A 23,131-nucleotide genomic window follows, 5' to 3' on the forward strand; every position below is an offset into this window, starting at 1 on the left:
AATAAAACAATGCTTGATATTAAATTGATTCGCAGCAATCCGGAAAAAATTAAAGCCGGTGCGAAAAAACGCTGTATTGATGTGGACGCTCTGGTGGATGATATTCTCAAAATTGACGAGGAACGCCGCGAAGTGACCGGAAAAGTGGAAAAAATGAAGGCGGAACAGAATGCGGCCACAAAGAAAATTCCACAAATGAAAAAAGCTGGGGAAGATACCACCCAGTTAATGGCGGAGCTGAAAACCCTTTCCGAACAGATTAAGGCAGCGGACGGCGAGCTGGGCGAGCTGGAAGAAAAGCAGAAAACGCTGCTGCTGTCCCTACCGAATATGCCGGACGACGACCTTCTGGAGGGCGGCAAGGAAAACAACAAGCCCATCCGCCTTTACAAGGAACAGCCGAAATTCGATTTTGAGCCGAAAAACCATGTGGATCTCTGCGAAAACCTTGGCATGATCGACTACCAGCGCGGCGCGAAGCTGGCGGGCGCCGGTTCCTGGGTATACCGCGGTATGGGTGCGCGTTTGGAATGGGCTTTGTTAAACTTCTTTATCAGCGAGCATCTGAAGGACGGCTACGAGCTGATCCTCCCGCCACATATGCTGAACTATGAGTGCGGCTACGTTGCCGGGCAGTTCCCGAAATTTACCGAAGAAGTTTACTGGATTCAGAATCCGACCAGCAACGATAAAAAATTCATGCTTCCGACCGCGGAAACCGCTCTGGTCAACCTGCACCGCGACGAGGTGCTTTCACTAGACGAGCTTCCGCGCAAATACATTGCGTACACCCCCTGTTACCGCAGGGAGGCCGGCAGCTACCGTTCCGAGGAGCGCGGCATGATTCGAGGCCACCAGTTCAATAAAGTCGAAATGGTGCAGTACACCGCGCCCGACAAGTCTGACGAAGCTTTTGCGGAGCTTGTTGAAAAAGCGGAGAGGCTCGTACAGCAACTTGGTTTGCATTACCGCCTGAGCAAGCTCGCCGCAGGCGATTGCTCCTTCTCAATGGCGCGCACCTACGATATTGAAGTCTGGATTCCGAGTATGGGGATTTACAAGGAGGTCAGCTCCGCTTCCAACGCAAGGGATTATCAGGCGAGAAGAGGCAATGTGAAGTTCCGCGGCGCGGACAAGAAGCTTCAGTTCGTCCATACGCTGAACGCTTCCGGTCTTGCGACCAGCCGCGTGATCCCCGCCATTGTGGAGCAATATCAGAACGCCGACGGCAGCGTAACCGTGCCGGAGGTTCTGCGTCCGTTTATGGGTTGCGATATTATAAAATAAGAGAAACTGCCCCCCCGCGGGAGAAAACGCCGCAGGGGGTGTCATTTTACATAACAATGAGGTATCACATATGGACAAGACGGATTTGATCAGAGAGTATTCCCGGAAAGTGCGCGTCGCAAGCTATGAGATCGGCGCGCAAGGGCAGATGAAGCTCAGCTTCCTGATGCGCATGTGCCAGGAAACAAGCGAACAGCATCTCGATATTGTTGGCTTGAGCTATGAAAAGTTGTACGAGGACGGCATGGTGTTTCTGCTGATTACAAACCGGATGAAAATTAAGCGGATGCCGTTGCGTAACGAAGAGGTAACAATAAAAACGCATCCGCGCGGGGTGTGCGGCGCGCAGTTTTACCGTGACTTCAAGATTTACAGCGGGGACGAGCAGATTATTGACGTGATGCAGACCTCCGTCACGGCCGACCCGAATTCGCACAAAATTCTTCGCCCGAAAAAATTTCTGGATTACGGGGTATTTTCCGGCGAAAAGGTAGCTCCGGAGGATCGGGTGCCGAAAGCCGAAATACCGGAGGATCTGCCTTTCGTGGGGGAAAGGCCGATTCGTTATTCCGACCTTGATTACAACTGCCATTTGAACAATACCGTTTACGGGGATATTGTAACGGATTTTCTGCCGGGCGGGCACGATGCCTTCCGTTACGCCGAGGTGCAGATTAATTACATTAATGAGAGCGCGCTGGGCGATGTTCTGAAGATTTACGCCGCAAGAAAAGACGGATTTGTCATGATGAAGGGGGGCAATGCGCGCGGCTGCGGATTCACCGCGACGGCGACGCTACTTCCAATGGATGAAAAGCCCGTATAATTCGAAAATAATCAGTTGAAATTGTATGCGCGTAATGATATAATATCAAAATATATTAAAATAACAAGAGAAAAAAGCGGCGCGGAAAGCGGTTTGCGGCGCGCAAAAATGTGACAGGAGGAAAACATGTTAAACACAAATTACTCGGAAAAATTTGCAAAGGAAGGCCTGACGTTTGACGATGTTCTGCTGATCCCGGCTGAATCCAACGTATTGCCCAAGGAGGTGGATTTAACCACCCGGCTTACGAAAACCATCAAGCTGAACACGCCGTTGATGACGGCCGCCATGGATACCGTTACGGAAAGCAACATGGCGATTGCGATCGCCCGTGAAGGCGGCATTGGCATTATTCATAAGAATATGTCCATTGAAATGCAGGCCGACATGGTGGACCGGGTAAAGCGTTCGGAAAACGGTGTTATTGTGGACCCGTTCTTCCTTTCTCCTCAGCATTACGTGCATGATGCGAATGAGATTATGGCGAGATACCATATTTCCGGCGTGCCGATCTGTGAAAACGGCAAGCTGGTGGGCATTATTACAAACCGCGATTTACGCTTTATGACCGAAGAGGATTACGACCAGCCGATTTCCGCCGTAATGACAAAGGAAAACCTTGTTACGGCTCCGGTTGGGACAACCCTTGCGCAGGCGCAGGAAATTCTGCGCAAGCACCGTATTGAGAAACTGCCGATCGTTGACGACCAGGGCAACCTCAAGGGTTTGATTACCATTAAGGATATTGAAAAAGCGGTGCGTTACCCGAATTCCGCGAGGGACGCGGGTGGCCGCCTGCTTTGCGGCGCGGCGATTGGCGCGACGGGCGATGTTCTTGAGCGTGTTGCCGAGCTGGTAAAGGCACAGGTTGACGTTGTTGCGCTCGATTCCGCCCATGGGCACAATAAGGACGTCATAGAAGCCGTCAGACGCGTGAAAAAGGCGTTTCCCAACTTACCGCTCATCGCGGGAAATGTCGCGACAGGAGAGGCCACAGAGGCCCTTATTGAAGCGGGCGCGGATTGCATTAAGGTCGGCATGGGGCCGGGCTCCATCTGTACCACCCGTATTGTTGCCGGCATCGGTGTGCCGCAGATCACTGCTGTTTACGATTCTGCCTGTGTCGCCGCGAAATACGATATTCCGGTGATTGCGGACGGCGGCATTAAGTACTCCGGCGATATTGTTAAGGCGCTCGCCGCCGGCGCAAATGTCGTCATGGTCGGCTCGCTGGTCGCGGGCTGCGAGGAATCCCCCGGTGAAACCGAGTTGTACCAAGGCCGTCAGTTCAAGGTCTACCGCGGAATGGGTAGCCTTGCCGCGATGGGACAGGGCAGTAAGGATCGCTACTTCCAGCAGGATCAGAAAAAGCTGGTTCCGGAGGGCGTCGAGGGCCGTCTGCCGTACAAGGGGCCGCTCTCTGATACCATTTACCAGATGGTGGGCGGTATCCGTGCCGGCATGGGCTACACCGGCTGCAGAAACATTGAAGAACTGCATGAAAAGGCGCAGTTTGTCCGTATTACGGGCGCCGGCCTAAGGGAAAGCCATCCGCACGATATTCAAATTACCAAGGAAGCGCCGAACTATTCAATCCAGTAAGTATAATCCTATAAAAATATACAAATAGGATTCTAAAACCGTTTACTACAATTCTGGGGAAGGTAGGATTTCTGTATCGGATTCGTCTCTTTTCCCCGGGAAATACCGGACGGAAGAAGAAATATTTAGAATTTCAAATATTTTGCAAAAATGTGTTGACAAAACACAGCATTATCGGTTATAATATAAAACGCTCCGCTTTGAATTTTAAAGCGGAGATAGATGGCGGCATAGCTCAGTTGGCTAGAGCATTCGGTTCATACCCGGAGTGTCATTGGTTCAAATCCAATTGCCGCTACCATATACGGCCCGGTGGTCAAGCGGTTAAGACACCGCCCTTTCACGGCGGTTTCACGAGTTCGAATCTCGTCCGGGTCACCATAAAAAACAGATGTACCCTCGAAGTTCGGGGGTATATTTCATATGGACGCATAGCTCAGCTGGTTAGAGCGCTCGCTTCACACGCGAGAGGTCATGGGTTCGAGTCCCCTTGTGTCCACCAAAAAGAGACAGCACTCATTTGAGTGCTGTCTCTTTTTGCGGGCTAAGGGCTTGGCGGGAATCCCCGGTGCAGGCAGGAAAAACACCCCCTGTCTAGCAGATCCGTAGGCTCTTGGGGCGTGCAGGGAAAGATGGGGGCGAAGGTGGTGTTGACTCCGAGCAAGCCTAGCCCCTTCTTAATAAAATAGGAAAAATCCCCAAAGCGGTTTGGCGTGCACGCCTGCGGGCGTACATTCTTCCACTTCGTTTTGTGTAAATCCGGCGGCTTACGCCGGTTTTTTTCTGGCTGCGTAAATCATAGATCTTTCTGTATAAAGGAAATACAGCTTAAGATGGAATGCTCCACCATATCGCTGACTGTCTGATCGGTATAAAACGCTGTATGCGGCGTAATTATGACATTCGGAAAGGAATTTAAGAGGGAAAGTTCCCGGTTGTCCAATATTTCGCTCTTTAAATTATGATAATAGAGGTCCGACTCCTGTTCCATTACATCCAAAGCCGCACCACCGATTTTTTTCTTTTCTACTGCGTCAATCAAAGCCTTTGTGTCAATCAGGGAGCCCCGGGCTGTGTTCACAATATATACGCCATCCTTCATCAGCGCGATCGAATCCTTATTAATCAAGTGGAAATTTTCCTTCGTCGCAGGTGCGTGCAGCGTTATAATATCACTCTCTGCAAAAAGCTTCGCAAGCGGGACGTACGCAACATCCTTCGCGATTTCTGCATTTTGATTTATATCATAGGCAATCACTTTGCAGCCAAAACCGCGCAAACATTGAATTACTGTCCGGCCGATCCTTCCGGTACCGATTACCCCAATCGTTAAATTATGCAGTTGTTTTCCCTGCACTCCATCATCCAATGAGTAATCTTGTATATTGCTACGCGCCAAGATAGTTTTGATTTTACGGATTGCCATCAGAATCAGCATGACGGTATATTCAGCCACACTGTAAGGGGAATACGCTACGTTTGCCACCTGGATTTCCAGCTTCTTTGCGGCGTCAATGTCAATATGATCATATCCGATCGTTCTTGTGGAAATGAATTTCACGCCGGCGTTATGAAACTTCTCCATTAATTCCGCATTGATCTTGTTTGTTAAAATGCTGATACATTCATAGCCCTTTGCCATATCTGCATTTTCAAGCGTTGGCGCCTCTTTGCATAGCGTGACTTCCACTTGATGCTGTTCGCTGAATTTTCGAAAATATTCCGCTTCGTCTTTTCTGCAGCTGTAGACCAGGATTTTCATTTTGCTACTCCTTTGATTTGTATATGCTAGATTTGGTTTCCCTAAGGGATAACATGGTATCCCGCGTCGGCAATTGCCTCGCAGATTTGCTTCCTGTGTTCGTGATTCCTTGTTTCCATCCGAACCTTCACAGAGCAGGCGTTTACGCCCATATTTTCCATCATTCGGTCATGGTGGATACTTACCACATTTGCGCCAAGGTCGGCGATAATCGCGGAAATCTCCTTAATCCGGCCGGGTCTGTCCATTGTTTCAATGGTCAGATCGCCCAAACGCCCCGCTTTCAGAAGGCCGCGGCTGATAACCTTGGAAAGAATGGTCACATCAATATTTCCACCGGAAAGAAGGCAAACTGCTTTTTTCCCCTTGATGTCAATCTTGTTGAACATGGACGCCGCCACAGCGACCGCTCCCGCGCCTTCCGTAATCAGCTTGTGCTGTTCTATCAGCGTGAGTATCGCGGTTGCGGTTTCGTCGTCCGTTACAGTAACAACCTGATCCACATACTTGGAACAGAAGTCGTAGGTCAGGTTTCCAGGGCATTTTACCGCAATACCGTCTGCAAAGGTGGATACGCTCTTAAGCTCCTCTATTTTATGATCCTCCAGCGATTTCGCCATGCTCGGCGCGCCGCTGGCCTGCACCCCGTAAACCTTGCATTTCGGATTCATGGATTTTATGGCGAAGGCGACGCCGGAAATCAGTCCGCCTCCTCCTACCGGAACGATCACCGCGTCCACATCGGGAAGCTGTTCTAAAATTTCCAATCCAATCGTCCCCTGACCCGCGATCACATCGGGGTCGTTAAACGGATGGATGAAGGCCGCGCCGCTCTCTTTTTGAAGCGCACACGCCTTTTTATAGGCGTCGTCGTACACCCCTTTTACAAGGCATACCTCCGCACCGTAGCTCTTGGTCGCCTCAACCTTTGAAATTGGCGCGCCGTCAGGAATACAGATCAGCGACCGAATTCCGTTTTTCTGCGCCGCGAGCGCAACGCCCTGCGCGTGGTTTCCGGCGGAACAGGCGATGACTCCCTTTGCTTTTTCCTCTTTTGTAAGCTGTGAGATTTTGTAGTAGGCGCCTCGCACCTTGAACGAGCCGGTTATCTGCAAGTTTTCGGTCTTTAAGTAAATCTGGCTTTCCGGGTAAATGCGCGGGGCGTGGATTAAATCTGTTTTACGGATCACATCCTTTAAAACAGAAGCGGCATGATAAACTTTATCTAATGTCAACATAACGATTCTCTTTTCATATCCTCATTGCTGTGCCGTCGGCCGCGGCCGGCGGCCTTGCTGTGTTTATTCAACCAATGCAAATTGCTGCCATGGCTTTACGTGGTCAATCAAAAATAATTCCTCGTCGGCGATTCTTCCCACAACGTTTGTCTTACCGGAATTCTCCCTGTCTTTCAGCGCAATCTGCAATTCCCCGGTGTAATTTTTATAGTACATATTATCAATTGTAATATCCCCGCGTTTAATATTTCTCGTGTTCACCGGGGCAAATCCATTTCCGTCGTATTTTACCCTGCTTTTGCTGGACCGTATCATATATTCGGAAACATCCCCTCGATTCAAATGAAGCCGGTTCAGAACAATATCCCTTTCCAGATCGGAGATATTCTTTTCCAAATGGACATGGAAAGTCAATTTATAGGGATCGACTTCGCTCAAGGCCTTCAGCTCTTCATCTGACGCAAAAGCATTCGCGATGATTACGTCGTCAATCAGATTCGTCGAAAAAAGATGTTTTGCCTGTACCTGTATCGGCAGATTCCGATGTTTCTCCAAGGTGCATAGCCCCTCATTGACGGGCCATGGGCCGAAACTCGCGCTTTTTGAAGAAACAAACGCGGCGGTCCGGATATTAAACTTTTTATATTGTTCGTTGCACTTCATGAAATGATCATAAGAAATTCCGGAATATTTATGAGGATAAAAATTATGGCACCCTAAGAGATTATCCGGGTTAGGCTGATAGCTGAAGATATTATCCAGATATTTTGTGCCGGCGCTCATGTTCAGCTCGATTTTCAAGCCAAATAAATTGAAGGACATGGCGGCTTCCTCCAGCCCTGTAAAACCATGATCCAGGCGGATGCCATAAAGCCCCATTTCTTTAAAAATATGAAGGTCGTCATAGCTTATCCCGAGGTGCTGAAACACCGATGGGTCAACGTCTGCAATTACTTTCATCCCGTATTGATTCGCATGAGCGACCGTTTTTTTAAACTCGTCGATGATTTTTTCTTTCTCTCCCTCGACGGAGAGAAGGCAGGTAAATACCCTTTTGAATCCATATTTACTGGCCCTGTCAATGTAGGCTAAATTTTCCTCTAATTTTGCATGGGCTGGGTAAACGGAAAATCCAATTGTTCTCATAGCTTTTCTCCTTGTTTAAAAAATTTGCTTACTTGTCTTAAATAAGCAAGCGGTGGCGCGCTTTTTCCCGTTGCTTTTGCTTGTTTCGCAACCGGATGTTATATAAGTGCTTAGGTGGCTTTTTTACAAAGCCACCTAAAAATCACTTATATTACTGCTTTACGGTTTCATTCCTTATTGTTTTCATATAATTTTTCCTGCTCACAGTATTTTTTGTCTTGCGCTTTGATAAAGGGTAGGTAAATCAAAAACGATATAACGATTTCCACGGCTTGCAGAATGGCTCCCCTTATCCCTGAAACAAGGAATCCGCCGATGATCGGGGGAGTGGTCCAGGGAATAATTACGCCGTTCGGCGCCGGAACGAGCCCGGCGGCCATCGTGCAATAGGTTATGACCGCTAAAATCAAAGGTGTGCAAATGAATGGAATGAGCAGGATCGGGTTCAAAACGACGGGCAGCCCGAATATGATCGGTTCATTGATGTTAAAAAGTCCTGGAAGAATGGAGAGTTTGCCGATTCTTTTGCATTGCTGGGATTTGCAGACAAGCAGCAGCGCAAGGCATAGGCCCAATGTGGCACCGCCACCGCCTAACCACAGATAGATGGAGTTGAATTGCTGCGTGATAATATGGGGTAGTGCCTCTCCTTTTCCAAATGCCAAAAGGTTGTCCGCCGACAAAGCTAGCCATATCGGGGTCATAACGGATTGTACAACATCCCCACCGGCGATACCGAACATCCAGAACAGGCCGATAAAGAAGTTTGCGATTATGACCGCCCCCAGGCTGTCGCCCAGCGAAACCAGCGGCAATTGCAGAACATTGAAGATGCAATTATGTATGGTGCCGAATGGAGTATATGCAAAGATTAATCTTATTATTCCAAAGGAAAATATGGTGATGGTTCCCGGAATAAGCGCGGAGAATGCCTTTGCAACGGTGGGCGGGACACCCTCCGGCATTTTAATAACCCAGCCTTTATTTGAGACAAAGCGCATGATTTCCGTGGCAAGTATCGCGGAAACCATTCCGACAAACAAGCCCTTGGAGCCGATCCATTCCATCGGGATAACGCTGTCGACCTGATAAACCGCCTTTGAGCCTTCCGGCGTAAAGTTTGTAACGAACGGTGTTAACACAAAGAAGGAAACAAGCGAAATGACCGCGGTGTTCAACCCGTCCTGTTTGTAATGGTTGGTTAAACTGTGCGATATTCCGATTATTACAAATATCGACATAATCGCCATGGAGGCGTGATAGGGGACTAAAAAGAAATCGCCCCAGTGTTTTCCGAAGATACCGGACATAAAATCCCCGTAGCCCGGGATCGGCAATTCTTCAATTAACAAAGATATGGCACCGATGATCAGGAGCGGCATTGCCAGCATAAAGCCGTCACGTATGGCAATCAGATAACGGTTGTTGGCGATTTTATCCGCCACCGGCATGATTTTTTCTTCGAGAAGATTTTCTTTTTTCTTCATGGGTGATCCTCCCTGTTCTGGTTTTCCATCATTTTTAGCGCTGTTTTCAAAACCTTTTCTCCATCCATCATCCCGTAATCCATACTGTTGATTACATCCACGGGTATGTTTTTTTCGCTGCATAGCTTTTTGGCCCTGCCCAATGCAAACCGGATTTGCGGTCCAAGCAGCACAACATCCGCGTCGTCCAGATGACTTGCCATTTCCGCTTCGGGAAAAGCATCAATCGATACATCCATTTCCATCGCTTTTGCCGCATTTTGCATCTTTGTAACTAATAAACTGGTAGACATTCCTGCAGAACAAAACAAAAGAATTCGTTTCATCAAACAGCCTCCTCAAAATTTTATTAAGCATCAATTTATTTCCAATCGTTTTGATAAATTGATGGGCTTACTTCGTTAGCTCCTTGGGAAATAGCCCTCTTCTTCCGCGGTACCAATGGGTTCCCCTTTGCTTAATTTAACCGCAAAGTCTGCAATCTTTTTCAACGAACCATTTAATCCGGTTCCCCCAACTTTGGGCGTTTCAATAATGTAGACCCGCTTTCGGAAAAGCTCCGTTCCCGTACTTTCTTTCGCCATCGCCGCAAAAGCCTGCACGTGGGCTTCGTTTGTCAAGGCTTCCGCCAGATAGCCGCAGCAGTCCCCATATCTTTTATGGTTTAAAGCCGGCCCGCAGATGACGACATCCGCCTTCAGATTTTTAATTATATCCGTGAGTGCCGCAATAGCCTTTTCCCGGTTCTCTAAAAAGTAATGGTCTCCGCATATTACCGTACCAACGATATCCGCGCCTTTCCGGAGCAGCATGGTCCGCAAAAGCATCCCCGTTCCTACTGCACCGGCCTGTGCTTGGGGTTCTATATCCATCCTTTCGTCACCACCCAGACCGGCCTGTACCTGATTTAAAAATTGAACTACTCTTATCATTTTTTTACGCTCCTTATGTATTTCAGCTCTTCCCAAGAATGGGATGGATCCATAATGGATGCCTACAACGCCAATGCCTGTTTCAAAACCTTCTCTCCGTCCATCTTTGCGTAGTCCGTACTGTCGATAACGGAAACCTTAATCCCCTTGGGCTCGAATTGCGCTTTCATTTTGTCAAGCGTGTACGCCACCTGCGGTCCGAGAAGCAAAATATCCGTATCATCCGCATATTTTTGGAAATCGCCTTCCGGCACCGCACGGATTTTTACATTTGATACGGATTTAATTGCCGCGGTATTCATCTTGCTTACCAGCAGACTCGTTGACATGCCTGCCGCGCAGACCAAAGTAATACGTTTCATTTCCCTTCCTCCTTATTTTTAAAAAATTTTTCATAAAGATCAATAAACTCTTTTGCGATATCAATAATCATGATCGCGCTCATTAAATGATCCTGTGCATGCGCCAAAAGTACGGACATATTTTTTATATTTCCGTCCGCCTCCTCCTGAATGATCTCCGTTTGGAACCGATGCGCCTCGGTCAAATATTCGCCCGCTTTGTCAATTTGAGCGCGCGCTTCCGCAATCTTGCCATTTTTCGCGCTTTGGATTGCTTCCATCGCCTGGCTTTTGGCATCCCCGCTATTTACAATAAGCTGCATAGAAATTGTTTCAATACTCATTTTCGTTCACCTTTTATATACAAATTTTACTTTCCTGCTCAAAGAATAAGCAATATTCATGCCAAAACGCTTCAGGGCATAAGAACTTTGGGCGTAAGCGCAATCCGGTATTGCCATTGTGGTTATCTGTTTCATGTGTTTCGAGTTTTGTTTGCGAAATAATTCACATTATTACCAATATTGCAGCACGAACATTGACTTTATTAGGCAGGTACACTATACTAACCTTGATTAAATCGTGATCTTGGGGGGCTTGAGCATGAAACGGATTGATATTGTGCGAAAAAGACTGGGCGAGCTGTCGGCACAGGGGGGAGTCACCGCCGGGGAACTTGCGAAAGACTTGGGGCTTTCGCGTGCGAATGTGAGCAGTGATTTGAATAGGATGTGCAAAGAGGGAAGTGCGGAAAAATTCGGAATAAAGCCGGTGTATTACAAAATTTCTTCCCCTGCGGCTGAACAGAATGCGGGGTCTTTGCTGGATCGTTTTGTCCGTGACAACCCGAGCCTGTACCATTGTGTCGAACAGGCAAAGGCCGCCGTACTGTACCCTCCGCATGGCATGCATATGCTTCTTTTCGGGGAAACGGGTGTGGGAAAATCCATGTTTGCCGAACTGATTTATCAATACGCACGCGAACGGAAATGCGCAGGGAAAGATGCGCCTTTCATCGTCTTTAATTGCGCAGATTATGCAAACAACCCCCAGCTTTTGGTCAGCCAGCTCATGGGAACAAAAAAGGGCACATACACGGGCGCGGATACGGACAAGCCCGGCTTGCTTGAAAAGGCGGACGGCGGATTTTTGTTTTTGGACGAGGTGCACCGACTTCCTCCCCAGGGACAGGAAATGCTGTTCACCTTTATTGACAGAGGCGTCTACCGGCGACTGGGTGAAACGGAAAATGAGAGGAAAGCAACCGTTTTGCTCATTTGCGCCACCACAGAAGACCCGGATTCCACTTTGCTGAAGACATTTGTCCGCAGAATCCCCATGATTATAAAAATTCCGAATTTAAGCGAGAGGAACATGGATGAAAGACTCAATCTGATCAGCCATTTCTTCCGCAACGAATCGGCCCGGCTCGGAAAGCCGATTTCCGTCTCCGTAAATTCCATGCGCGCCCTGCTGAGTTATTGCTGTCCTAACAATGTCGGCCAGTTGAAGAACGATATCCTGATTATCTGCGCGAAAGCGTATTATGACTATATTTCAGGCAAAAAAGAGGATTTGCGTGTGGTCAGCTTTGATCTGCCGGATAACATAAAACAGGGGCTCTATCTGGAAACCACCCATCGTCAAATTTGGAACCGGCTGATTGGAATCAATAAACGGTACTGTGTGTTTGACAGCAGCTCGAAGGAATTGTTGCTGCGGAATAACGAGGACGCAGAAAATATTTACGAAATGATCGAAAACCGGACGCAGGAGATGAAGGAGCGAGGTATCTCCGACGAAGAGATCAGCAAGGAGATCAGCAATGAAATCCGCCTGTATTATAAAAATTTTCTTGATATTTCAGAGCATCCGCAGGATTTCTCAAGCATAACAAACCTTGTCGGCGTTGAAGTAATGGCGGCAGTTGACAAAATTCTCATGGAAGCGCAGAAAACATTAGCCCGCAATTTTGGAAACAACATCCGGTATGGTCTGGCGGTACATATTTATAACTCCATTAACCGGGTAAGGCGGGGCCGTAAAATTATCAATCCGCAGCTGAATCTCATCCGCAAAGAGCATGCCGCCGAATTTTCCGTTGCGCTGGATAGCCTGAAAATTCTCAATCAAGAATTCAATATCACCATGCCCATTGATGAAGCCGGATTTTTGGCGGCGTTTTTTTACATTGCCCACCTTGACCACATTAAGGAAAACGAAAAGGTACAGGTGATTGTTGTTGCCCATGGTACCGCAACCGCCTCTTCGATGGCGGCCGTTGCCAACCGCTTGCTCGATATGAACTGCGTGATCGGGATTGATGCTTCACTAGATGAGAATCCGCAGAAGGTCTATTCCAGATTGAAAGAGTGCCTTCTGCGCCTGCCGCAGAAAACCAATGTGCTCCTGTTGGTGGATATGGGCTCTCTGACGAATTTTTCCTCCGATCTTGAGGAGGAACTGAAAATCCAGGTGAAAACAATCCCCCTGGTCAGCACGCTGCATGTGTTGGAAGCCGCCCGGAAGGCCGCTTTGGGATACCCCCTCGACTATGTGTACCAGGAGACTTTATCGGTAAATGAATTGCTTACGGAGACCTCCCGGTCAATGCCGAATAAGAACAAGCTGGCAAAGATGTTTATCCTCACGATTTGCACAACCGGGGAAGGAAGCGCACAGCTTCTAAAGAATATTTTGGACAGCCAGCTGAATTATCACAACGCTGTATGTGAAACGGTTGCGCTGAAGCTGGTGGACACGGAAAGCATTTCCACCCGACTGGCTTCCATCAGCAATATCGGGAAAATCATCTGTATCGTCAGCACGTTTAAAATCGATCTTGATGTGGCGCAGTTCGGGCTGACCGAGGTGTTGGAAGGGAATGCGGTGCAGGAAATACAAAGGATTATTGATAAGGAAAACACCCTAGTCGAAATTGGGCAGACCCTTGCCAACATGCTGAAAAATACCGATAGCCATTACATTTTTGAGGATATACGCGGCGTAATCCAGCAAATTGAAACGCAAATACAAAGGCAGCTGCTTTCCGACGTGCTAGTCGGCGTGTTTTGCCATATTGCCTGTATGGTTGACCGCATCCTGGGAAAATCCCCGCTCAGTAAATTTCCGGATAAACAAGCCTATATCGAAAAGAACAGCGGGCTTTTTAAAATTGTCCGGTCGTCCTGCGACAGATTGGAAAACAAATTTGAAATCCGCATTCCGGATGACGAAATCTGCTATATTGCCTCTTTTTTTATGCCAGAAAACTGCGTTTCCGAATAAATACAGCCCTTTTGCCTGTGGCGGAGCCGCGACCGAGTAAGCGGCCAAAGAAGGCGTAAAGAAGCAAAAACCCGCCCGCCGGATTTGCGAGGCGGACTTGAACCAAGGGCCGGCAATGCGGCGGATTCTTTTATTTGCGATATTGTTGGCATGAAAATTGCTTAATCTATTTGTGAAACACATCAATAAAGGAGATAATTTTGATTATGATATCACAACAAGTGAAAGTACAAAACAAAATCGGGCTGCATGCCAGGCCGGCTTCCATGCTGGTAACCGCCGCGGACAAATACCAGTCCCAAATCACCATTTGGAACGGGGATCGCTCCGGAAACGCGAAATCCATGATCAACCTGTTGGCCTTGCGCGTAAAAATGAATGACGTTATAACGATTCAAGCGGATGGAATCGATGAAAAGGAAGCGGTAGCCGCTTTGACAGAGCTTGTAGAATCGAAATTCGGGGAAGAATGAACCCTTGCGCAAAGGAGACGGAGACCATGAAAACAGGAATCAGCGTTTCAAAAGGGTATGCTGTGGGAAAAGCATATGTATTGGACACCGAGCAGCCGGCAAGCTTTCAAACTACTGCAGACAACCCGGGCGTTCAGGCGGATAGGCTGAAAAGGGCGCTGGAAAAATCAAAGGAGCAAATCGAAGAAATTGCGGCCGGCATCCGGGAGCGGTTAGACAGTAGAAATGCGGAAATCATTGAAAGCCATCTGAACTTTTTAAAAGATCCGGCGTTTATCGGCGAAGCCTTTTCGAAAATAGATCGGGAGTCTGTGTCCGCAGAAAAGGCAGTTGATGATGTAACGCAATCGCTGTATGATACTTTTTCTGGGTTCGACGACGATTATATGAAGGAACGCGCCGCCGACATTCAGGATGTAGGGACAAGGATTATCCGCAATTTGGCGGGGGAGCAGAAGGAATTTGATTTCCGGCAACTGCCTGCTGGTACTGTGCTTTTCGCGCATGACCTTAAGCCCTCGGATACCGCCCAAATTTGCAGGGACAACGTGTGCGCCATAGTTACGGAAACAGGGGGAGAAACTTCCCACACGGCGATACTGGCAAAGGCGCTCGGTATTCCGGCCATGGTAGGCTGCAAGGAGATTCTTTCGTCCGTACAGACAGGAACCACCGTGGTTGTGGACGGTACAGCAGGCGAAATCCTTGTTAACCCCGGTACGGATTTGGTGAATCAGTATCTTACACGGATAGAACAGGAGAAACAGCAAAAAGAAAAAGTAGCCTGTTTCGCAAGAAAGAAAATTTTTACAAAAGAAGGCAGACGAATTCTGACGTTCGCCAATATCGGTGGCCTGAAGGATCTGGAAATAGCACTTGAAAACGGCGCCGAGGGTGTGGGGCTTTTCCGTACGGAGTTTTTGTTTATGGACAGAGGCACAATGCCGACAGAGGAAGAACAGTTTCGCGTTTATAAAGAAGCCGCAAAAAGATTGGACCGGAAAACGCTTACGATACGAACATTGGATATAGGTGGGGATAAAAGCCTTCCATACCTCAAAATGGAAAAGGAAAGCAATCCGTTTTTGGGGCTTCGGGCGATCCGGCTCTGCCTGAAAAATCCGGAAATTTTTGAAACGCAGCTCCGAGCGATTCTAAGGGCTTCCGTTTACGGAAATATCCGGGTCATGTTTCCGATGATAAGTTGTATGGACGAGTTTCAGCGGGCAAAAAGCGTCCTAGATTCCTGTAAGCAGCAATTAGAGCAGAAGGGCGTTCCGTTCGATTCTTCTATAAAAATCGGTATGATGATTGAAATTCCGTCTGCCGCTCTTCTGGCGGAGAAATTTGCGAAACAAGTCGATTTCTTCAGCATCGGCACGAATGATTTAATCCAATACACGCTTGCCGTGGACAGGATGAATGAGAGGATCTCGGATCTGTACAACCCGCTTCATCCCGCGGTTCTGCGTCTGATCCAGATGACGATTTCTGCCGCCCTTCAGGCGGGAATCCCCTGCTGTATGTGCGGGGAATTGGCGTCGGACGAACGGGCGATTCCGCTGCTGCTTCAATATGGGTTAAACGAGTTTTCCGTCAGCCCGGGTGTACTGGCGGAAATAAAAAGCGTCTTGCTTCAAAGCGTCGGTTCTTAATTTCCCCCGGAACAGCTCCAAAGGTGGGAGGCGGTTTTATGGATCTTTCGTACACGGAAAATCAGATACTTATCCAAAGCCAGAGCCAAAAGCTGGCTTTGACGACAGAAATGCGGGAGTCACTCGCGCTGCTGCAGATGCCGCTTCCGGAACTGAAGCAGAAGATAGCGCAGGCTGTCATCGAGAATCCCGTATTGGAATATGAGGAAGAATATCCGGCCGCAGCGGATGAATTGGCCGATTGTGCGCTTGGTGCCGACAGCGAAACCTACCAGGACGAGAAAGCGGTTTTAGAGCTTGCTAAACGGCTTTCCTCCGACGCCTTTTTTCCGGATTCCTACACAACGCATGGTACGGACGCGGAGGATTTTCTGCCGTTTGCCACGCTCACAGCAAAGGCAACCTTTACCGATTATCTTCTGGAACAGCTCAGGGAGAGGAAAACGGATGCGGTGACAGCGAAAATCTGTCGGTATATTATCGAAGACCTTGACGATCGCGGGTATCTGACCGATCCCGCGGAAGAGGTTTCGAAGAAGCTTCATGTCCCGCTGGAAACGATCCATAACGCCCTGGCGGTTGTCCGGCAGATGCAGCCCGCCGGGGTGGGTGCCGCAAACCTTCGGGAATGCCTTACCCTCCAGCTCCTGCAAAATCCGAGCTGCAATGGCCATCTTATAAAAATCGTTGAGGAGCACATGGAGCTGCTCGCTGAAAACCGGATCCCAGAAATTGCGAAAAGGCTTGCTTTGTCGGTTAAAACCGTACAGGAATACTGCAATATCATCCGACGGCTCAATCCAATTCCTTCCAGCGGATTTTATACGCAAAACGACGGCGGATTTGTCATTCCGGAAGCTGCGGTTTCAAAGGTGGGCGACGGCTTCGTCATTCAAGGCAATGACCGCGATCTGCCCCGTTTGTGTATCAGCGCCTACTACCGGCAGCTGGTGAAGAATCTGGATGACAAAGAAGCCATTGCCTATCTTAAGGATAAAATAAGGCAGGCCGCCTCTTTGATCAAGGGGCTGCACAACCGGAAAAGTACAATTTCGCGCGTTTTGGAAAGAATTGTGGAGTTCCAGAAGCCCTATTTTGAAAACGGGTATGCTTATTTAAAGCCTATGACGATTGCAGACATTGCCGCTCCGCTCGGGATGAACGAATCGACGGTGAGCCGCGCCATCCATGAAAAATACATCACCTGCCAATTTGGGACAATCAGTTTGAAATCCCTTTTCACTTCCAGAATCCCTTTGCAGGACGGCGGCGGCGCTCTTTCTTCCTTATCCGTAAGGCAGAAAATCCGGGCGATTATCGAAACGGAGGATAAATCAACGCCCCTTTCCGATGAGGATATTGCAAATAAAATGAATGACCTTGGAATCATCATTTCTAGGCGAACCGTCGCAAAATACCGCGGCCAGATGCGCATTCCGAAAGCAAAATTGCGCAGGAATTGTTATTCCGATTCCAAAACAGATCGGCAGGCTGCAATATAGAGCGTTCCGACTTGAAATTTTGCATAGAGGAAAGAAAAAGCCTCCCGCAGGATGGTAGCTGCGCCATCCTGTGAGAGGCTGAATTTTTATCATTTTGAAATTTTTTACTAAATTTCGTTTCTTTGTCGGGAAATCCTATTGAAAGCCATAAGATGTTATGATATATTATATTACAACAATATAACATTTATAGGAGGGCAATATGTTAAAGTTTGATGAAGCGAAAGTCTTGCAGGACCATAGAAACGGAATCGAGCTGATTCCAAAGGCCGAAGCCATCGTTGACAGGATCTGCAAAAGGGGGTATTCCAATATCTTCTACATCGGAATCGGAGGAACGGTGCTGTACGCCGGACAGATGATGCATATTGTAAAGCAGCTTGGGGCTACAGTACCATTTTACTTAGAGAATGCCGCCGATTTCTGCCTGGAAGGGAATCCGTTTCTGAACAAGGATTCCGTAGTGGTCATCGAGTCCGTTTCCGGGGATACGCCGGAAATGGTGGCGGCAATGGAAAAAGTTCATCAAATCGGCGCGGAAATAATCGGATATATTGAAAAAAAAGACAGTCCATTGTATGATATATGTGATAATGTTATTAATACAACCGGAGCAGCGTATTACTTCTGGTACACGGTCACGCTCCGCTTCCTAAAAAACGCCGGGCAGTTCGATGCCTACGATACTTTTTTTTCCCAGCTTGCAAATATGCCCGAAAATGCCGTTCAGATTTACAAGGATGCGGACGAGGACGCAAAGGCGTATGCCGAAAAGTACTGCGATGAGCCGCTGACCTATCTTGTCGGTTCCGGAAATCTGGAAGACTGGGCAACCTGCCACGGGATGTGTATTATGGAAGAAATGCAGTGGATGCGCACAAGGCCGGTGTCGGCGGCGAATTTCTTCCACGGTACGCTGGAAGTAATTGAAAGGGAAACTCCGGTTATTCTGATTAAGGGTGAAGATAAAACCCGTCCGCAAATGGATCGTGTCGAAAAATTCGTGAATAAAATCAGCGCAAAGGTGATTGTTTTCGACACGAAAAAATTCAAATTAAACGGAATCAGCGACGAGTTCCGGTGGATTCTGGCGCCGATCGTGATGCGGTCCGCATTCCAGAGAATAAACGTGCATCTGGAATACTACAGAAGGCATCCGCTCGAAATCAGAAGATATTACCGGAGGCTGGATTACTGATTCCCGAAACGATACAGGAGAGAGTATGGAGGAACTTATAAGAGAAAAGGGAACACCGCTTTATCTGCAGTTGGCAGATGAGTTGAGAAAGCAGATTGAAGAAGGCATACTGAAGGAGGATGAGAGGATTCCTACGGAAAAAGAGCTGAGCGATAGGTATAACGTTAGCAGGATTACCGTGAGGAAGGCGCTGGAAATTCTTACAGACGAAGATCTGCTTACCCGAAAGCAAGGAGTGGGTACATTCGTGACCGGCAAGAAGCTGGTCAGGAACCTGAATACGCTTATGAGTTTTTCCCAGAACTGTATTCAGAACGGCGAAAAGCCGGGGACAAAATTCCTGTCCGCGGATATTGTGACCGCGATGCCAAGCGATGTGAAATATCTTCACATACAGAAGGGCGAAAAAATCATACGGATCCGCCGGTTACGCTACTGCAACGACGTGCCCGTAATGCTGGAGGAAAACCATTTCCCGCGAAAGTTTGCCTTCCTGCTTTCAGAGGACTTGAACCAGCCGCTTTTCAGCACGCTTGCAGCGCATAATGTAATCCTGAAAACGGGCACCAAAAAAATAGGCATCTGTTATGCCACAAAGGAAGAGGCGAAGGAATTGGGTGTAAAGGAAAACGAAGCCCTCCTTTATATGTGGGACACCTGTGCGGACGCCGACGGGAACCCCGTCTATTATGGAAAAAATATTATTAATGCAGACCGTTACACCTATATCCTTCAATTAGATGTGGATGAGGGCGCAAAATAACGGCCGAATATCCCGAAAGAAAACACAAAGGAGCAGCAAAGGAGCAGCCTAAGCTGCTCCTTTTTATTGCGCAATAATGCAAGAACGGAAATGCAATATCGCCGTATTCTGTATACTTTTTCATAAAAAGCAAATAAAATAACAAAATTTTTAGATAAGTTGAAAACTTATTGACAGTTTATTATATATATGATATAACAATATCAAGACAAGCGGTTCGTGATGATGTTATAATATGTTATAAGGAAGTTTTAAGATGATCAGAACACTAGGAATCGGGGATAACGTCTGCGACAAATACCTCCATATTTCAACGATTTATCCGGGTGGAAACGCCTTAAACGTGGCGGTGTTCAGCGCAATGCACGGCGCGCGGGCCGCGTACCTCGGAACCTTCGGGGATGACCTGGTCGGAAAGCATGTTTATCAAGCCGCGTTGGAAATCGGACTGGATCTTTCCCATTGCCGCTTTGCGCACGGGGAGAACGGCTGTGCCCGTGTCCAACTTGTAAACGGGGACCGCGTGTTCCTCACCGGGAATAAGGGCGGTATTTCCCGGGAGAAGCCCCCGGTGCTGACCGGGATGGACGAGGAATACATAAGCGGCTTTGATTTGGTCCATACAAGCGTGTACAGCTTTTTGGAACCACAGCTGCCGGTCATACGCAGGGCGGCCAGGTTCCTGTCCATGGATTTTTCCAACCGAATGGACGACGGCTATTTCCGGGCGTGCTGCCCCTATATCGACTGCGCGGAAATTTCCTGCGGCGATATGGAAGAGAGTAAGATCCGGGCGGCGATGGAGAAGATAATGATCTACGGATGCAAGCATATCGTCATTGCCACACGGGGTTCAAAGGGCGCGTTCGTTATGGTGGACGGGGATTTCTATGAGCAGTCTCCCCTATTGGTAAAGGCGAGGGACACAATGGGCGCCGGGGATGCCTTTATCGCGAGTTTCCTGACAAATTATCTTGACGGGATCGCGGACGCGGTGGATTTCGGTACCGGTTCCGGGAAAAAAGGGATCACCACCGCCGCGGAGTATAAGGATTGTCTAATACGCTTAAGCCTTTGCAGAGCTGCAGTTTTTTCTTCCGCTCAATGTCAGCGCGACGGTTCTTTCGGCTACGGAAAACAGGTCGAACTGACGGAAGAGGATAGAAGGGTCATGAAAAAGGAAAGCGTGTAAGAATAAAGAATCTTCAAAGGGAGAATATGAAAGGAGAAGTTTGTATGAAAAGAGGAATACTGAAAAAAGCAGTCGGCTTTACGATGGCATGCGTGATGGCATTTTCCTTTGCCGGATGTGCCGGAAATTCGGAATCCGGAAGCGCATCTGCCGGTGGAAGCTCCGCGGGTTCGGCTGCCGCGGGAGGGCAAAAGGTAATCAAGTTCTTCCACCGTTTCCCGGACGAGCCCTACAACGGTTTCATTGAGAGCAAGCTGCACGAGTATGAAAAATCCCATCCCGACATCAAGTTCGACATTATGAGCGCGCAGAATCAGGACTACAAGGAAAAGATCAAGGTCGTTGTGGGCGGCGACGACACCCCGGATATCTTCTTCAGCTGGGCGGGCGACTTCACAGAGCGGTTTATCCGCGAGAATTTGATTCTGGATCTGACGCCCTATATGGATAAGGACCCGGAGTGGAAAAATTCACTTCTTGAAAACCAGATGAGCATTTATACGACGAAGGACGGCATGATATACGGCATTCCTTTCCGTCTTGACAGCAAGCAGTTCTTCTATAATACGGAGATCTTCGAGAAGAACGGCATTGAAGTCCCGAAAACATTCGATGACCTGCTCGCCGCGTGTGCGAAGCTGAAAGCGGTCGGAATAACGCCGATCGCATACGGCAATTCGGAGCCCTGGGCGGGACTTCATTACATTGGGACTTTGAACCAGATTTACGTTCCCGACAGCGTACGGGAGAAAGACTATGAACCCACGACCGGAAGCTTCACGGATCCCGGTTATGTGCAGGCCATGAAGTCTTATCAGAAGCTCCTTCCATACATGACGGAGAACCCGGACGGAGTAAAGCCGGATATGGCAAGATCCATGTTTGCCATGGGGCAAGCGGCCATTTACTACGGCGAGCTGATTGAAATTCCGTATATCAAGACCGACGGCCCGGATCTGAAATTCGGTATGTTTAAATTCCCGGAGGTCGTCGGTGCGAAGGGTAATCAGGAAATTTTGACCGGTGCCCCCGAAGGATTCGTTATTTCCTCCAAGACCAAGTATCCGCAGGAATGCGTGGATTTCCTAAAGTGGTTCCTCGGAAAAGAAGTGGGGACTGAACAATGCCAGAAGATTGGTTGGTTCAATGCCGCCAAGGATACCACAAGTGGGCTGACGGATCAGTCTTTAATCGATGGGTATAAGGTTGTAAGCGAAGCGAAGCAGATGAGCGAATGGCTCGACAATGCGCTGTATTCCACCGTATCCAAGGAATATCAGGAGGAAGTGTCCAAGCTTACGAACGGTACCGTTTCGCCGGAGGAAGCAATGAAGAAGATTCAGGCGAAGGCGAAAGAAGCGCAGACACTAGTGAAATCGGGACAAAAGGGCGAATAAGCACAGGCTTCCAGGATACCGTTTCGGGCATGTTTCCCGGCGTGAAGTATGTGTGTCGTTAAAAATAGTACTCGTAGCGAATCCCCTGAAATAAAAAACTGCGGGCAGGCTTTCAAAAGGAGACCTGCCCGTATTTCAAAAAAGCAGGTGAAGGATTTGAAAACAAGAAAATGCGTTCCGTATCTCTACATGCTTCCCGGGCTCATTATGGTTCTTTTCTTTGTCTATATCCCGGTTTTCATGAATATAGGATACAGTTTTTTCCGGCTTTCCTCCTATTCCGCGGGCGCGGCCTTTGTCGGTCTGGATAATTACCGCCGGTTTTTTATGGACGAAGCCTTTCCCATCATGCTCAAGAATAACGGGCTGTACTGCATTATTTCATTGATCGTACAGGTGGGGTTCGGAACAGTTTTGGCGTTGATTATTGAAGGCACTGCCATTGCAAAAAAATTAAAAAGTATCTACCGCAACATTTATTTCATGCCGTCGTTGATCTCACTAGTGGCGGTAGGCTTAATGTTTACGTTCATTTATGACCCGAATGTCGGCTTTTTGAACGCGCTTCTCAAGGCGTTGCATTTGCCCGGAAAAGCGTGGCTGGGCGATTCCAAGCTTGCGATCTACTGTATCATTGCGATGAGCCAGTGGCAGTTTACGGGCTATATTGCCCTTCTGATGTGCGTGGCCTTTCAGAATGTTCCGGAGGAATATTCCGAAGCGGCCGCAATTGACGGTGCGGGCCCGGTGAGAAGGGCGGTCAGCATCCTGATTCCCCAGGCGAAGGAACAGCTTCTGGTATGCTCCATCATAACGGTCATTGGTGCGTTTAAACTGTATACGGAGGTTTACTCCACAACAAGCGGCGGGCCCGGAAACAGCACCCAGGTTCTCGGTCTGTTCCTGTACCAGCAGGCTTTCCTGCACGACGACCTCGGGATGGCGGCCGTTACCGGCGTATTCATCTTTGTAATCACCGTTGGGCTTTCTGTGCTGCAGTTGAAAGTCACAAATTCCGGAAAGGATTGAAGGAGGAAAAAAC

The 23,131-nt window shown here is 48.3% G+C and carries 20 protein-coding genes and 3 tRNA genes; 15 read left to right on the forward strand and 8 right to left on the reverse strand.

The window, feature by feature from the left end; translation table 11 throughout:
* The first annotated feature begins 9 nt into the window (after window positions 1-9).
* The 6 genes from serS (at window position 10) to P9B68_RS06890 (ending at window position 4,217) form a co-directional block, all read left to right on the forward strand.
* Entirely contained in the window at window positions 10-1,287 is a 1,278-nt protein-coding gene (serS, locus tag P9B68_RS06865; protein WP_277668722.1) for a serine--tRNA ligase, read from the forward strand.
* A gap of 70 nt (window positions 1,288-1,357) precedes the next feature.
* Window positions 1,358-2,113, forward strand: coding sequence for an acyl-[acyl-carrier-protein] thioesterase (locus tag P9B68_RS06870; RefSeq protein WP_277668723.1), 756 nt, complete (start codon window positions 1,358-1,360; stop codon window positions 2,111-2,113).
* 126 nt (window positions 2,114-2,239) lie between these two features.
* Window positions 2,240-3,715, forward strand: a complete 1,476-nt coding sequence (guaB, locus tag P9B68_RS06875) for an IMP dehydrogenase (RefSeq protein ID WP_277668724.1) — start codon at window positions 2,240-2,242, stop codon at window positions 3,713-3,715.
* A gap of 224 nt (window positions 3,716-3,939) precedes the next feature.
* Window positions 3,940-4,016: transfer RNA gene (locus tag P9B68_RS06880), tRNA-Met, on the forward strand.
* A gap of 5 nt (window positions 4,017-4,021) precedes the next feature.
* A tRNA-Glu gene (locus tag P9B68_RS06885) sits at window positions 4,022-4,096 on the forward strand.
* A 44-nt stretch (window positions 4,097-4,140) separates the two neighbouring features.
* Window positions 4,141-4,217: transfer RNA gene (locus P9B68_RS06890), tRNA-Val, on the forward strand.
* Between the two features lie 294 nt (window positions 4,218-4,511).
* Here the strand turns inward: P9B68_RS06890 and P9B68_RS06895 are convergent.
* From P9B68_RS06895 to P9B68_RS06930, 8 genes are all read right to left on the reverse strand, one after another.
* Complete coding sequence (locus tag P9B68_RS06895) at window positions 4,512-5,477, reverse strand: D-isomer specific 2-hydroxyacid dehydrogenase family protein (protein WP_135658305.1); 966 nt, start codon at window positions 5,475-5,477, stop codon at window positions 4,512-4,514.
* Window positions 5,478-5,518: 41 nt separating this feature from the next.
* Window positions 5,519-6,715, reverse strand: coding sequence for a threonine ammonia-lyase (ilvA, locus tag P9B68_RS06900; protein ID WP_277668725.1), 1,197 nt, complete (start codon window positions 6,713-6,715; stop codon window positions 5,519-5,521).
* Window positions 6,716-6,778: 63 nt separating this feature from the next.
* Window positions 6,779-7,861 carry a DUF871 domain-containing protein gene (locus P9B68_RS06905; protein ID WP_135658301.1) on the reverse strand — a complete coding sequence of 361 codons (1,083 nt, stop codon included), beginning with the start codon at window positions 7,859-7,861 and terminating at the stop codon, window positions 6,779-6,781.
* Window positions 7,862-8,028: 167 nt separating this feature from the next.
* Window positions 8,029-9,348 carry a PTS cellobiose transporter subunit IIC gene (gene celB, locus P9B68_RS06910; protein WP_135658299.1) on the reverse strand — a complete coding sequence of 440 codons (1,320 nt, stop codon included), beginning with the start codon at window positions 9,346-9,348 and terminating at the stop codon, window positions 8,029-8,031.
* On the reverse strand, window positions 9,345-9,674 hold the full coding sequence (locus P9B68_RS06915; protein WP_135658298.1) for a PTS sugar transporter subunit IIB: 330 nt from the start codon (window positions 9,672-9,674) through the stop codon (window positions 9,345-9,347). The genes celB and P9B68_RS06915 overlap by 4 nt, the downstream gene beginning before the upstream one ends.
* Window positions 9,675-9,749: 75 nt before the next feature.
* The gene (locus tag P9B68_RS06920) at window positions 9,750-10,280 is read right to left on the reverse strand and encodes a glycine/betaine/sarcosine/D-proline family reductase selenoprotein B (protein WP_135658296.1); all 531 of its coding nucleotides are present in this window, start codon (window positions 10,278-10,280) and stop codon (window positions 9,750-9,752) included.
* 62 nt (window positions 10,281-10,342) lie between these two features.
* Window positions 10,343-10,642 carry a PTS sugar transporter subunit IIB gene (locus P9B68_RS06925; RefSeq protein WP_135658293.1) on the reverse strand — a complete coding sequence of 100 codons (300 nt, stop codon included), beginning with the start codon at window positions 10,640-10,642 and terminating at the stop codon, window positions 10,343-10,345.
* On the reverse strand, window positions 10,639-10,965 hold the full coding sequence (locus tag P9B68_RS06930; RefSeq protein ID WP_135658291.1) for a PTS lactose/cellobiose transporter subunit IIA: 327 nt from the start codon (window positions 10,963-10,965) through the stop codon (window positions 10,639-10,641). Before P9B68_RS06930 ends, P9B68_RS06925 begins: the two co-directional genes overlap by 4 nt.
* A 259-nt stretch (window positions 10,966-11,224) precedes the next feature.
* Here P9B68_RS06930 and P9B68_RS06935 point away from each other — a divergent pair, with 259 nt between their 5' ends.
* The 9 genes from P9B68_RS06935 to P9B68_RS06975 all read left to right on the forward strand — a co-directional run bounded on the left by P9B68_RS06935 (window position 11,225) and on the right by P9B68_RS06975 (window position 23,118).
* Window positions 11,225-13,909 (forward strand): sigma 54-interacting transcriptional regulator, encoded by a 2,685-nt coding sequence (locus P9B68_RS06935; protein ID WP_135658289.1) that lies wholly within the window; start codon window positions 11,225-11,227, stop codon window positions 13,907-13,909.
* Window positions 13,910-14,115: 206 nt separating this feature from the next.
* Complete coding sequence (locus tag P9B68_RS06940) at window positions 14,116-14,382, forward strand: HPr family phosphocarrier protein (protein WP_135658287.1); 267 nt, start codon at window positions 14,116-14,118, stop codon at window positions 14,380-14,382.
* Between the two features lie 26 nt (window positions 14,383-14,408).
* A complete protein-coding gene (gene ptsP, locus P9B68_RS06945; RefSeq protein ID WP_135658285.1) occupies window positions 14,409-16,037 on the forward strand; it encodes a phosphoenolpyruvate--protein phosphotransferase in 1,629 nt (542 codons plus the stop codon).
* A 38-nt stretch (window positions 16,038-16,075) separates the two neighbouring features.
* Complete coding sequence (rpoN, locus tag P9B68_RS06950; RefSeq protein ID WP_135658283.1) at window positions 16,076-17,539, forward strand: RNA polymerase factor sigma-54; 1,464 nt, start codon at window positions 16,076-16,078, stop codon at window positions 17,537-17,539.
* A gap of 202 nt (window positions 17,540-17,741) precedes the next feature.
* On the forward strand, window positions 17,742-18,737 hold the full coding sequence (locus P9B68_RS06955; RefSeq protein ID WP_277668726.1) for an SIS domain-containing protein: 996 nt from the start codon (window positions 17,742-17,744) through the stop codon (window positions 18,735-18,737).
* A 25-nt stretch (window positions 18,738-18,762) separates the two neighbouring features.
* On the forward strand, window positions 18,763-19,500 hold the full coding sequence (locus P9B68_RS06960; RefSeq protein ID WP_135658278.1) for a GntR family transcriptional regulator: 738 nt from the start codon (window positions 18,763-18,765) through the stop codon (window positions 19,498-19,500).
* 256 nt (window positions 19,501-19,756) lie between these two features.
* The gene (locus P9B68_RS06965) at window positions 19,757-20,692 is read left to right on the forward strand and encodes a PfkB family carbohydrate kinase (RefSeq protein ID WP_135658276.1); all 936 of its coding nucleotides are present in this window, start codon (window positions 19,757-19,759) and stop codon (window positions 20,690-20,692) included.
* 44 nt (window positions 20,693-20,736) lie between these two features.
* Window positions 20,737-22,089, forward strand: a complete 1,353-nt coding sequence (locus P9B68_RS06970) for an ABC transporter substrate-binding protein (RefSeq protein ID WP_277668727.1) — start codon at window positions 20,737-20,739, stop codon at window positions 22,087-22,089.
* A 156-nt stretch (window positions 22,090-22,245) separates the two neighbouring features.
* Window positions 22,246-23,118, forward strand: coding sequence for a carbohydrate ABC transporter permease (locus tag P9B68_RS06975; RefSeq protein WP_135658272.1), 873 nt, complete (start codon window positions 22,246-22,248; stop codon window positions 23,116-23,118).
* The last annotated feature ends 13 nt before the right edge of the window (window positions 23,119-23,131 follow it).

The sequence above is a fragment of the Caproiciproducens galactitolivorans genome (assembly GCF_029266045.1).
GTDB classification, from domain to species: domain Bacteria; phylum Bacillota; class Clostridia; order Oscillospirales; family Acutalibacteraceae; genus Caproiciproducens; species Caproiciproducens galactitolivorans.

What these genes read in the sequence shown, in the direction of transcription:
- P9B68_RS06955 (WP_277668726.1), top strand. Translation starts at nt 17,742, where the DNA reads ATGTTAAAGTTTGATGAAGCGAAAGTCTTGCAGGACCATAGAAACGGA.
- P9B68_RS06905 (WP_135658301.1), bottom strand. Translation starts at nt 7,861, where the DNA reads ATGAGAACAATTGGATTTTCCGTTTACCCAGCCCATGCAAAATTAGAG.
- P9B68_RS06925 (WP_135658293.1), bottom strand. Translation starts at nt 10,642, where the DNA reads ATGAAACGTATTACTTTGGTCTGCGCGGCAGGCATGTCAACGAGTCTG.
- celB (WP_135658299.1), bottom strand. Translation starts at nt 9,348, where the DNA reads ATGAAGAAAAAAGAAAATCTTCTCGAAGAAAAAATCATGCCGGTGGCG.
- P9B68_RS06915 (WP_135658298.1), bottom strand. Translation starts at nt 9,674, where the DNA reads ATGAAACGAATTCTTTTGTTTTGTTCTGCAGGAATGTCTACCAGTTTA.
- P9B68_RS06895 (WP_135658305.1), bottom strand. Translation starts at nt 5,477, where the DNA reads ATGAAAATCCTGGTCTACAGCTGCAGAAAAGACGAAGCGGAATATTTT.
- P9B68_RS06920 (WP_135658296.1), bottom strand. Translation starts at nt 10,280, where the DNA reads ATGATAAGAGTAGTTCAATTTTTAAATCAGGTACAGGCCGGTCTGGGT.
- P9B68_RS06940 (WP_135658287.1), top strand. Translation starts at nt 14,116, where the DNA reads ATGATATCACAACAAGTGAAAGTACAAAACAAAATCGGGCTGCATGCC.
- rpoN (WP_135658283.1), top strand. Translation starts at nt 16,076, where the DNA reads ATGGATCTTTCGTACACGGAAAATCAGATACTTATCCAAAGCCAGAGC.
- serS (WP_277668722.1), top strand. Translation starts at nt 10, where the DNA reads ATGCTTGATATTAAATTGATTCGCAGCAATCCGGAAAAAATTAAAGCC.
- guaB (WP_277668724.1), top strand. Translation starts at nt 2,240, where the DNA reads ATGTTAAACACAAATTACTCGGAAAAATTTGCAAAGGAAGGCCTGACG.
- P9B68_RS06935 (WP_135658289.1), top strand. Translation starts at nt 11,225, where the DNA reads ATGAAACGGATTGATATTGTGCGAAAAAGACTGGGCGAGCTGTCGGCA.
- P9B68_RS06930 (WP_135658291.1), bottom strand. Translation starts at nt 10,965, where the DNA reads ATGAGTATTGAAACAATTTCTATGCAGCTTATTGTAAATAGCGGGGAT.
- P9B68_RS06870 (WP_277668723.1), top strand. Translation starts at nt 1,358, where the DNA reads ATGGACAAGACGGATTTGATCAGAGAGTATTCCCGGAAAGTGCGCGTC.
- ilvA (WP_277668725.1), bottom strand. Translation starts at nt 6,715, where the DNA reads ATGTTGACATTAGATAAAGTTTATCATGCCGCTTCTGTTTTAAAGGAT.
- P9B68_RS06960 (WP_135658278.1), top strand. Translation starts at nt 18,763, where the DNA reads ATGGAGGAACTTATAAGAGAAAAGGGAACACCGCTTTATCTGCAGTTG.
- ptsP (WP_135658285.1), top strand. Translation starts at nt 14,409, where the DNA reads ATGAAAACAGGAATCAGCGTTTCAAAAGGGTATGCTGTGGGAAAAGCA.
- P9B68_RS06970 (WP_277668727.1), top strand. Translation starts at nt 20,737, where the DNA reads ATGAAAAGAGGAATACTGAAAAAAGCAGTCGGCTTTACGATGGCATGC.
- P9B68_RS06965 (WP_135658276.1), top strand. Translation starts at nt 19,757, where the DNA reads ATGATCAGAACACTAGGAATCGGGGATAACGTCTGCGACAAATACCTC.